This window comes from Sphingobium sp. AP50 (genome assembly GCF_900109095.1).
Lineage (GTDB): Bacteria > Pseudomonadota > Alphaproteobacteria > Sphingomonadales > Sphingomonadaceae > Sphingobium.
The window spans coordinates 1-11,276 of record NZ_FNYZ01000044.1; the positions used below are offsets into that span (position 1 = coordinate 1).

Annotated in this window: 7 protein-coding genes; 3 read left to right on the forward strand and 4 right to left on the reverse strand. The window is 56.3% G+C overall.

Going from position 1 to position 11,276, the window contains the following annotated elements:
• Positions 1-66 precede the first annotated feature (66 nt).
• From BMY84_RS28415 to BMY84_RS28430, 4 genes are all read right to left on the reverse strand, one after another.
• Positions 67-873 (reverse strand): IS30 family transposase, encoded by an 807-nt coding sequence (locus tag BMY84_RS28415; protein WP_256215501.1) that lies wholly within the window; start codon positions 871-873, stop codon positions 67-69.
• A gap of 338 nt (positions 874-1,211) precedes the next feature.
• Entirely contained in the window at positions 1,212-4,313 is a 3,102-nt protein-coding gene (locus BMY84_RS28420) for an efflux RND transporter permease subunit (protein ID WP_093088500.1), read from the reverse strand.
• Between the two features lies 1 nt (position 4,314).
• Positions 4,315-5,403: an efflux RND transporter periplasmic adaptor subunit gene (locus tag BMY84_RS28425; protein ID WP_177204255.1), complete on the reverse strand. Its 1,089-nt coding sequence runs from the start codon at positions 5,401-5,403 to the stop codon at positions 4,315-4,317.
• Positions 5,404-5,405: 2 nt separating this feature from the next.
• Complete coding sequence (locus BMY84_RS28430; protein WP_218147068.1) at positions 5,406-6,821, reverse strand: efflux transporter outer membrane subunit; 1,416 nt, start codon at positions 6,819-6,821, stop codon at positions 5,406-5,408.
• Between the two features lie 128 nt (positions 6,822-6,949).
• On the opposite strand from BMY84_RS28430, the gene BMY84_RS28435 reads away from it, so the two are divergent.
• The 3 genes from BMY84_RS28435 to BMY84_RS28445 are packed head-to-tail and all read left to right on the forward strand — an operon-like array spanning position 6,950 to position 10,923.
• Positions 6,950-7,627: a response regulator transcription factor gene (locus BMY84_RS28435; RefSeq protein ID WP_093088496.1), complete on the forward strand. Its 678-nt coding sequence runs from the start codon at positions 6,950-6,952 to the stop codon at positions 7,625-7,627.
• Positions 7,624-8,877, forward strand: a complete 1,254-nt coding sequence (locus tag BMY84_RS28440; protein WP_093088497.1) for a HAMP domain-containing sensor histidine kinase — start codon at positions 7,624-7,626, stop codon at positions 8,875-8,877. The genes BMY84_RS28435 and BMY84_RS28440 overlap by 4 nt, the downstream gene beginning before the upstream one ends.
• A gap of 42 nt (positions 8,878-8,919) precedes the next feature.
• Positions 8,920-10,923 (forward strand): glycoside hydrolase family 3 protein, encoded by a 2,004-nt coding sequence (locus tag BMY84_RS28445; RefSeq protein ID WP_218147069.1) that lies wholly within the window; start codon positions 8,920-8,922, stop codon positions 10,921-10,923.
• The last annotated feature ends 353 nt before the right edge of the window (positions 10,924-11,276 follow it).

The window sequence follows — 11,276 nt, forward strand, 5'->3', positions numbered from 1 at the left end:
TCCGAACGATGCCCCTGGTGCGCCCCGAAGCCTCGACGTCATCAAGCCAGTCCGCTTCGCCAGAAATTACCCGGTTTTTGCGGGTCTCCAGCTGGTGATGCCGAGCCTGTTTCGCAGTGTCGCAAAGGCGGCAAATTCCGTGCCGCGATCGAAGGTGATGCTGCGCCGGAGGGGAGGAGGCATGCCGCGCAAATGCCAATCGATGCCAGCCGTGACCCCGGCCGAATGCCGGGTCGGATTACGCGCGAGAAAAGTGAACCGGCTGCAGCGTTCGACCAGCGAGGTGAGGTTGGTTTTGCCATACTCTCTCCTGAAGATCAGGAGATCGCCTTCCCAATGGCCAAAGCTGCTGCGATCCGTGATTTCCTGCGGCCGTGCGCCGATCGTATTGGCCACAGGGATATGGAGACCGCAGGGCTTTCGACCATAACGTTGCCGGCGCGAACGGCGGGCAACGGGCAGGTGGCGCCACAGCTTCTGGTGCCGTCCATCAGGGCCATAGACATACTGGTAAATGGTTTCGTGGCCCACCGCCTCGCGAACACCCCGATGGCGCCGTAGGTAACCTGCAATCTGCACTGGCGACCAGGCTGCCGACAAGCGGTCCGCGATATAGGCGGCGAGTTCCGGCTGGCGGGCGATCTTCCCGCCACGGACACAACGTCCACGCGCCATGGTCTGCGCGACCGTTGGAAAATAGCCGCGAAACAGCGGATGCTCATCCAGATGCCGGTTACGCTTGAGTTCGCGATAGATCGTCGAAGGATGACGCCGCAGCGCGTCCGCGATTTGCCGCACAGAACGTCCGGTTGCCACCAATCGATAAATATCGCGCCGCTCATCCAAACCCAGATGCTGATAGCCGTTTATCATGTGCCTTCCTGGAAAAGGGATCAGACCCCTATAAATCCTAGGATTTCGCACTTCGAGATAGAATCCACCGATGCACTCGATGCCTCCGAACCGCTCTTCACCTCATCTGAGAAGACGGCTACAGTCGGTCTGCATCAAGCTTGTCGCTTGGGAGCACCTGAGCGAACACCCGCACCATTACCACCCTGCAGTTGGTCTCGAATCTTTCTTATCCTGGCCGCCATATCCAGTGCCGTGGCTGCGGGCGCTCCTATGAGCATTGATATAAATTATGCCCGTCTCAAGATTATAAATTTGCGTTCAGATAATTATCATCTCCCCTCTCATGTGACAGCGTGCTAGGGCCCCATCTCCTGCTCTGTGAATGGATCATCGTCACCTGGCGACTTGGGCGTGAGGAAACGAGCTAGCCTTGGGCGAAGCCATTGTTCAAATTCGTCGATCAGTTCATAGACCACCGGTACCAGAATAAGCGAGAGCGCAGTAGAGCTGATCAGGCCACCAATGACAGCCACTGCCATGGGTTGTCGGAACTCCGACCCTGCACCGACGCCGAGCGCCGTCGGCAACATGCCTGCCGCCATCGCCACGGTCGTCATGACGATCGGTCGTGCGCGCTGCCTGCACGCATCCATGATGGCTTCACGCTTCCCCGCTCCCCCGCGCTCAGCGACGATGGCGAATTCCACCAGGAGAATGGAGTTTTTGGCAGCAAGGCCTAGGAGCATCAGAAGCCCGATTAAGACAGGCAGGGTGATGGGCAGGCCTGCCAGCTTTATGGCCGCGAAGGCACCGAAGAAAGTCAATGGTAGCGCTGACAAGATCGTGATCGGCTTGAAAAAACTGCCAAACAGCAGCACAAGAACAAAATATATCATGAGGATCCCCGATCCCATGGCAATGGAAATTCCGCTCATAAGCTCGCCTAGCGCTTCGGAATCCCCCAACTTAGCGATGTGCACGCCTTCAGGTAAGTTTTTCATGACCGGCAATTGATAGACCGCTGCTTGGGCTTGACCAAGTGTGACGTTATTAAGGTCGGCCTGTACAGACACCCGGCGCTCACGATCATAGCGCAGTATCTGGCCAGGGCCTGCTTCGAGTGAAAGAGTTGCGACAGCTTTCAATGGTGTTGATTTGCCATCGCGTGTAGCAACTTGTAGACTTCCAATAGCCGCAAGGTCGCTCCGAGACGCTTGGTCAAGCCGGACGCGTATAGGAACCCGCTGCCGGCCGGAAGAATATTTGGCGACGTTTGCATCGATATCACCAATCGTAGCGATACGAATTGCGCTGGCGATCGCCTGTGAAGACACGTTTAGCCGCGCGGCTGCCTGAGGATCGGGTCGCACAATTAGCTCTGGCGCGGAGGGTGGCGGCGAGGGACGCGGATCGCTTACAAGGGAAAGATTGCGCATCTCGCGAAGCAATTTCATCTGCGTGGCAGCCAAAACTTCAAAGTCATCACCCGCAAGTATAATTTCCATGCCTGCAGATCCAAAAGATCCTTGGTTGGAGATTTGGACGTCAGGAATGCTACGTAGCATCGGCGTGATCGAGCGTTGAAAGCTGTCGGTCGTCATCGAACGCGCGTTCTTGAGAACCACGGTAATGGTTCCGGTACCCACACCATTGCCACCGCCGCCATTAAATGGGGTTCCGCCACTGGTCGAACCCGCTTGTGCGAAGACGAGCTTGACGTCTGGATTTGCGCGCAACTCGCGCGTCACCCGACGCATGGCGCGGTCCATGACCTCTGGCGTCGCACCTGCTGTTCCCTGAACCGCCAGGTAGAAATTCCCCGGATCACCAATCGGCTGAAAACCGGTAGGTAGCGTTGCTCCCAACAACAGCGATACAACGAACAGGATAGCCCCGCCCCCGGTCGATAGCCATGGATGTCGCAGGCACCAATCGAGAATGCGACTATATAGGCGGCTCTGCTGCGGCTCAACATCGCCATGCTCAACAGCACGAAGAAAAAAAGCGGCCATCAGTGGGGTCACCAACCGCGCTATGACGAGCGAAAATATGACTGCAACCGCAACGGTAAGGCCGAACTCGCGGAAAAAGGGTCCGACTTGCCCGCCCATGAAGGAAACCGGAGTGAACACCACCACAATTGTTGCAGTCGTCGCTATCACAGCCAGTCCGATCGAATCGGCTCCGATCAGTGAAGCGCGATAGGGCGTCGCCCCTGCTTGGATGCGCTTCTCAATATTCTCGATTTCAACGATCGCGTCATCGACCAATATTCCGATAACCAGCGTAAGTCCAAGCAGGGTTATTATGTTCAGGCTGAAGCCAAGCAGCGCCATTGCCGTGAAGGTCGGAACCAGCGACAAAGGCATCGCTACGGCGGCGATGACAGTCGCGCGCCAGTTTCGCAGAAAGAGAAAGACTACAATGGCCGCCAGAACCATACCTTCCAGCAGAACATGCGTGGTAGCACTATAGCTTGCACGCGTTTCCGTGACGGTCGACACAATCTTATCTATTTTGACGCCTCTATCATTGCCGTTGAGCTGTGCGACAGCGGCATCTACCGCGTCTTCGACGGTGACGTCGCTGGAATTGGTAGTCTTGCTGACTTGGAATGCTACTGCAGGAGCGCCGTTTAACCGGGCAAATCCTCTAGCTTCCGCTCGACCATCCGCCACGGTTGCAATATCGGACAAGCGGACAAAGCGGTTCGCGGACACCGGCACATTCATCTGGTTGAGGTCAGCAACTGTCTGGGCCGAGCCAAGCACCCGTATTGTCTGTTCGCGCCCGCCCAGATCGGCCCGACCGCCATTGTCGTCCCGGTTGAATCCGACGAGCGCGCTGTTGACCGCTGCAGCGCTGACCCCAAAAGCGTTCATCCGATCCGCGTCTAGCAACACATTAATTTCGCGGTCTATGCCACCGATCCGACTGACTTGCGCTACACCCTTGGCTGCCTGAAGGGTCCTGGAAATAGTATCATCAACAAACCAGGACAGTTCGACAGTAGACATGCGCGCTGAACTTACAGCGAAAGTCAGGATTGGCGCATTTGAGATGTCGAGTCGGCGAGTACTGGGAGGATCAATCCCTTGCGGTAGGATCGCTCGCGCCTGCTCGACGGCAGTCCTAACATCATCGACAGCCTTTTGCATGTCGCTGCCGATTTCGAACGTCGCGGTAGTACTAGAAGAGCCGAGCGAGACAGTGGACTGGACGTGGCGCAAGCCCGATATGCCACTCAGGGCATTTTCAATCGGCCGAGTAATCTGCTCCTCGACCTCGGAGGCTGCAGCGCCGTTCTGCGTCACTGTAACTGACACAATGGGGAATTCGACATTGGGCCGCTGCTTGACCGGCAGCACAAAGTAGGAGACGATTCCGGCTAGCGTCAGGGCGATAACTAGAATTGCAACAGGTATGGGATTACGGATTGCCCAAGCGGAGATTCTCATCTCAACTGGCCCCAGACGAAACGGGGCGTACAATATCGCCGGGCAACACAAAATCTTGTGATCCGGTCAGCACTGGAGTGTTGACGCTGATTCCGCTGAGGATTTCAACATGACCGCCGCCCCGTCTGCCAATGCGCACAGACACCTGTCGTACATGGTTGGTGGCATCAATTGCCACGACATAGGCACCTTGAGCGCTATAAGTGATGGCTGCATCTGGGACGGTTAAGGTGGGATCGTGCGGCGCACCGAACATAGCCTTTACCAAACCTCCAGGACGCAACTCTGAAGTTAGGGGTAAGGTGATGCGAGCCCTTCCCAAACGCGTGTCCGGATCTACCTGTGCCGAAATCAGACGAACGATACCTCTCAAGTTGGCACCGCTGGGCAACGTTATCAAAGCTGTGTCACCGGCATGAACTTGCGTCAAATGCTGTTCGGGAATCTCGGCATCCATCTCGATGATCTGATCGGCGGCGATGGTAAACATGACGTTGGATGGTGAGGCCACATCGCCTGGGCGAACCGAGCGCGTTAGGATACGGCCGCTGACGGAGGACCGGACAAGCATCAAATTTTGTCTTATGAGTTGCGCCGAAAGTTGCGCCCGCGCTTGTGACAGTTGCGCGTTCGCGGTTCGTGCCGCCAACCTCCGCTCGGCAATAGCCTCGTCCGATAGCACTCCAGTCTTGTCCAGGGCGGAAACCCGTTGTGCTTCCTGCGCGGCACGTTCAGCACCTACCTCGGCCTGCGCCACATTCGCACGCTGGAGCGCGATGTCGGCGCGAAGCAGCGTATCATCTAGGGTGGCCAGCGGCTGCCCGGCGCGAACGTAGTCGCCAAGATCTACGAGCACGCGCGAGACTTGGTAGCCGGTCAACTGGCTTGCCACTGCCGCCTCTTCGCGCGCAATTAGTCGGCCAGAAACATTCAGGCCGCTGTTGAGAATACGTCGTTCGACACGCGCGAAATTTACCGCGCGTGGTACCTCCTCTCTTTGCGCGGAAGATTGCTGTTGCGCGGGCGAACATGCGCCAAGGAGTATCGTCGCGGTGATTATCACCACCGTGCAGGTAACATGGCTTATCATTTTTAGAGAGATCCTGAAGGTTGGGCCGCAGTGTCCCATGGAGACCATCCGCCGCCCAAAGCCTGAAAGACAGCAACAGCGTCACGAATTGCCGCTACCCGAAGGTCTGAAAGCGAAGCAAGATTTGTGCGCCATGTTCTTTCTGCCTGAAGCAAGGCCGTAAGATCAACAACACCTGCCTCATAGCCAGCGCGCTGTGCTTCAAATGCTATGCGGGCGCTAGCTTCGGCTTGTTCGATCTCGCTCAGACGCTCCCTGTCGGCACCATATTGCAACAGACTGTTTTGCGCCTCTCCGAAGCCGGTTTGCACAGCATCTTCATAGGCGATGAGGGCCTGCTCTGTACGAGCGCGCTGCCCACGCAGTTCTGCAAGAAGTCGTGGGCGATCAAGAATGGGAAGCAGCAGCCCAATGCCGAGCGACCAAATGGAGGTTCCGCTTGCAGCATTCCCCGTGGTTGCGCTGTATGTTGCCGAGGGCAGCAGACTGATGGTGGGAAGAAGTGCCTTCGAGCTCAGCTTCAGGTTGCCGGCAGCAGACCGCAGCCGTGCTTCTGCAAGGCGAATGTCGGGCCTGCGTATCAGCAATGTGGCAGGTGTAACCGATGGCACCATCGGCGGTCGGTTGAATGAGGCAGCGATAGTCAACATCTCTAGGGGTTCAGTTCCACGGCCGAGCAAGATCAACAGCGTGCGTTTTGAGATTGAGAGCTGTGCAGCCGATGCGATAGCGGCGGCCTTGGCATTTGCCTCGTCTGCCTTCAGACTTTCGGCGTCCGCGCGAGCTCCGATACCGATTTCCACACGTCTTTGCCCCACGCGTGCCAGTTCAGATGCTATCCGCAGGATCTGGCGAGCCTGATCTAGCCGCACTGCATTGGCACGTGCATCGAACAGATTGATCGCAACTGCGCTGCCCAGGCTTTGACGCGCCGCTTCGAATTGGAATCGGGCCGCATCCAAGTCAGCGTCTGCCACTGTGCGGCTTGCGCGGCGTCGACCGAACAGATCTATTTCCCACGACGGACTGAAGCCCCCATTATAGGATCGCTGATGGATAATAGGTGCGCCATCGGGATTGCTGCGCCTGGTATCCGCGGTGAGATTGATATTGCCTTGCGGTCCCAAGCGAGCAAGCGCCTGCGCACGCGCGGCTCGTGCCTCGTCAAGCACTGCCATGGCGCCGCGTGCGTCCGGCGCATTATCCAGCGCTTCCACAATCAACTGGTTAAGCTGGTTATCCGCGAATAAGAGCCACCACCGCTCCACCGATCCGGCCATATCTGACATGGGCGCTGCGACGAAAGTCGAGGGTACATCAATCACTGGCGCATAGGGCGGAGGCGACGCGCAAGCTGCCAGCGACATCGCGACGCCCAGCGCCAAGAGAGCGGGCGGCTTGTGAAAGTTCCAGTTCATGTCCTGCTTATGCCACGCGGCCCGCGTTAGGAGCGTGAGGAGTTTGCCAAGAAAGCGAAAAGATTGCGTAAAGCCGGCTTGGGCGCTCGTCGCTTGCATGCCACACTAGCGTAGTGGAGAGAAGAGCCGTGCGAGTCCTGTTAGTAGATGATGACGAAGAATTGACTGTGATGCTCGCTGAGTATCTTCGTGGCGAAGGCTTCGAGGCGGACGCTGTTGGCACCGCCATGCGTGGAAAAGATGCGGCATTATCGGGTCGATATGCTGCTGTTTTGCTCGATGTCATGCTACCGGGCGGAAACGGGATCGACGCGCTACGTGATATTCGACGTCGTAGCGAAATTCCTATCATTATGTTGACTGCAAAGGGTAGCGACACAGAGCGGGTTCTGGGGCTCGAACTTGGCGCAGACGATTATGTGACCAAACCCTATTTCGCGCCTGAATTAGTCGCCCGTCTCCGTGCCGTGCTCCGGCGGCCTGCTCGGGGCACGAACGCATCCATCGAGCGATTGACCTTTGCCGACCTGGAATTTGACGGTGGACGTCGCAGCATCACGTGGCGGGGTACAGCAATGGACCTTACTCCCACCGAATTCAATCTCTTTGAGGCGCTGCTACGCGCTGAAGGGCGGGTATCGACCAAGGATGAACTGTCATTACGCATACTGGGGCGTCGGCGCCTCTCTTATGATCGCTCGATTGAGATGCATGTGAGCAATCTGCGACAGAAGATCGAACGGGTCACGCTAGGTGCCGTCCGCATCGAAACAATTCGAAGCGTCGGCTGGCGTATTCAGGTATGACGCGCAGATTATTTTGGAAAATTTTTTGGGCCTTTTGGCTTACTTTTCTCCTGCAGCTTGCATTGATGGTTGCAGTTTACACCTTCGTGATCTCCCCCGGCCCTGGCTTCTCGTCATTAGTGGTGGAGCGTGCAGGACCGCAGACGGTAGCCCTTGCGTCGCGTCTCCTCGCGCTCGGCGGCCCGAAAGCCGTACCGGCGGAATTAGCGTACGGCGCAGTGCCAATTGTGATAGGCCGCACGCGACCAAGTGAGACAACAAACCTCATATATTCCGAGCGTGCGCCCAACGGAACCTTGTTCTACCTAAGCTATCCTAAGCCTCCCCCACCCTCGTTCTTTGGCCCGATGAGGCCTGAAATTTACGGCGTGGGTTTGATCACCGGTCTCCTTGCATCTGGCATATTGGCTTATTATCTTGCCCGCCCCATTCGTTTGGTAAAGGCGGGCCTCGAGCGTTTTTCGGCTGGTGATTTGCACACGCGGCTCGGGACCACGATAGGACGGCGCAGAGACGAAATTGCCGATCTTGCGCGGGATTTTGATGGGATGGCAAACAAGATCGAGCAATTGGTACGCGCTCGTGATCAACTCCTCGATGACGTTTCGCACGAGCTGCGTTCTCCTATTGCGCGATTGCAGCTGGCGATTGCCTTGACACGGCAGAGCAGTTCACGCGAGGAAGATACTTTGCAGCGCGTCGAGCGGGAAGCCGCGCGCCTTGAATCGATGGTCGGCGAATTACTAACTCTTTCTCGCCTGGAAAGCGGTGCACCGCTAATCGAAGGATATTTCGATCTCCAAGCACTATTGGACGACGTAATCGCAGACGTTCGTTTTGAAGGCCACCCCCATGGCATCAAAGTGCATTGCCAATTTGAACCTGTGGGTGAAGATGGCCTCGAACTAGCGGGGGACGCAGAACTGATGCGTCGCGTTTTCGAGAACATCCTGCGCAACGCATTGCGCTTCTCACCCAAGCCGGGGGTCATATCGGTCCGCCTTACTATTACCCAAGTCACAGCCGTAATTGAGATGGTTGATCAGGGCCCCGGGATGATCTCTGAAAGGCTTCACACTCTTTTTGAACCCTTCGTCAAAGGACATGACGGAGGTGGCTGGGGTCTGGGCATGGCAATTGCGAAACGAGCGGTGGTCGCCCACGGAGGTACAATCTCTGCGAGCAATCACGCTGCAGGCGGACTGGCCGTCTGCGTGATGCTGCCCCTCAACCTTGGTTTGCATCCCTAGGTATAAGAGCAATTAGAAACCCGATATCAACAGGAGAGATTAATGCGTTCAAAAATGGACCAATCAACTCGGGCAAGTGATCGAGTCGTTGCGCCGATGATCATGGTAATTTCTATGGGGGCACTGCTGGTTTGCAGCCCGGTATTTGCCCAGGAGCGCCGACAGCCACAACTGGGCAGTCGTGCGGCACCCCCTGTGGCTGTGGGTAAACTAAAATTCCGGGACCTCAATCGTGATGGCATGCTCGCTCCCTATGAAGACTGGCGCCTGACGCCAGCTGAACGCGCACGAGATCTTGTCATAAGGATGACGGTACAAGAAAAGGCGGGAACCGTTATTTTTGGCGGTCTGGCTACCAAGGATCCGACCGGGATGGGCGCAGAATATCGTCTTGACGCAGCGGAAAATCTCATAGCGGCCCGCTTCATCACCGCACTTGGAACACGCGCGGATGCCCCGCCTGCAGCCTTGGCGGCGCAACATAATCGCTTCCAGGAAATTGCCGAGAAAACGCGCCTTGGAATTCCGCTGATACTGGCTACTGACCCCCGTCACCATTTCTTCTCCGTCATTGGCGCCTCGAACTCTGCGCGATATTTTTCACAGTGGCCCGATGCTCCAGGGCTTGGCGCAATTGATGATCCAAAGATCACGCGGCGTTTCGCTGACATCGCACGTCAGGAATACCGCGCCGTCGGACTGCACATGACGTTGTCACCGCAGGCAGATCTCGCTTCTGAACCGCGATGGACGCGCGTGATCGGCACTTTTGGTGATAATCCTGATCGCGTAGCCAAGCAGGTGGCGGCCTATGTTGAAGGTTTCCAAAATGGTACTGGAGGCCTTGGCAGTCACAGCGTAATTTCGGTTATCAAGCATTGGGTAGGGTATGGCGCGGCGAAGGAAGGCTACGACAGCCATAATTACTATGGTCGCTTTGCCGATTTGAGAGGCAACTACCTCGCCGCTCACATCCGACCGTTCGAAGCGGCATTCAGGGTCAATGTGGCCACCGTTATGCCCACTTACTCCATTTTGGAAGGTGCGGCGGTCGATGGTCTAGCGGTAGAGCCAATAGGTGCTGGATTCAGTAGGCCTCTCGTAACGGACCTGCTGCGCCGACAATATGGCTTCAAGGGTGTAGTTCTTTCAGACTCGGCAATTACCGAGGATTGCTTGACAACTTGCATGGGAAAAAAAGGTGAGCCAGGTCGCCCGCCTGAGATCGGTATGCCTTGGGGCGTGGAAAATCTAAGCCGCACTGAACGCGCGGCTTTGGCACTGAATGCAGGCGTGGATCAAATCCTTGGCCTGGATGATCCCGAGGTTATCCTTAATGCGCTCCGAAGCGGATTAGTCACAGAAAAGAGGATAGACGCGGCAGTCACCAGCATATTGGAACAACGGTTTGCGATCGGACTGTTTGAAAATCCTTATGTCGATCCTGATGCTGCTGCAGCGATAGTGGGCTCACCCCCTTTTAGGGCTGCGGCACTTGACGCGCAACAAAGGTCTTTCGTGTGGTTGGAGCGCAAAGCAAATATCGTCCCGATTCGTCCGGGAACAAAGCTATTTTTGCGCGGCGTAAATCCTAAGGTCGCACGTGATCGCGGCTTTGAAGTGACAGACCGACTGGAGGACGCAGACATCGTCATGGTCCGTGCCGCGACGCCATTCCAGACACTTTATCCAAATTTCTTCATCTCGCGGTTCCAGCATAGCGGAGATCTCGACTTCAAGTCGGGAAACCGCGATTTAGAGGTTGTTAACAAGGCCGCAGCTGCGAACATACCAGTTATCGTCGATGCAAATCTCGAACGTCCCGCTATTCTCACGCCAATCCGTGACAAGGCATCGATTTTATTGGGAAGCTTTGGCGCGACTGACGGCGCCCTGTTTGATATCCTCACCGGCCGTGCCAAAGCACAAGGACGTCTTCCTTTCGAATTGCCTTCTTCGATGGATGCTGTTCGCGCGCAGCGAAGTGATGCCCCTCACGACAGCGCCAATCCCCTATATCCGTCCGGGTACAAACGGTTCCGGTAAGAATGGTCGTGCGGTCAATGCGGCTGGCAGAGCAATTGTCGATTCACGCAACTGGAGGCCCTCGTCGAGCCCTCATCGGATTTCAGCTAATTTAAACTTATCTGGTCGTGCATAAACACTCTTTGGCAGGTTGGAAGATGAAGGAAAAATTATTACCTTTTAATCCAACCCTTCATAGCAAAGTCTGCGCGTTCACAACCCTGTCACGGGTTGACAGGCATTGGACCGCACTAAAGATCGGCAAAATCTCTATATGATTAAGAGTCCGTTTGAGAATGCGTCAGGTGGGGTTTGCGGCCCGATTGTAGATGGTGGTGCGGTTGGTGGCGAAGGGCGGGAGGATGACCGCTTCG

What these genes read in the sequence shown, in the direction of transcription:
- BMY84_RS28445 (WP_218147069.1), top strand. Translation starts at nt 8,920, where the DNA reads ATGCGTTCAAAAATGGACCAATCAACTCGGGCAAGTGATCGAGTCGTT.
- BMY84_RS28420 (WP_093088500.1), bottom strand. Translation starts at nt 4,313, where the DNA reads ATGAGAATCTCCGCTTGGGCAATCCGTAATCCCATACCTGTTGCAATT.
- BMY84_RS28425 (WP_177204255.1), bottom strand. Translation starts at nt 5,403, where the DNA reads ATGATAAGCCATGTTACCTGCACGGTGGTGATAATCACCGCGACGATA.
- BMY84_RS28440 (WP_093088497.1), top strand. Translation starts at nt 7,624, where the DNA reads ATGACGCGCAGATTATTTTGGAAAATTTTTTGGGCCTTTTGGCTTACT.
- BMY84_RS28430 (WP_218147068.1), bottom strand. Translation starts at nt 6,821, where the DNA reads ATGAACTGGAACTTTCACAAGCCGCCCGCTCTCTTGGCGCTGGGCGTC.
- BMY84_RS28415 (WP_256215501.1), bottom strand. Translation starts at nt 873, where the DNA reads ATGATAAACGGCTATCAGCATCTGGGTTTGGATGAGCGGCGCGATATT.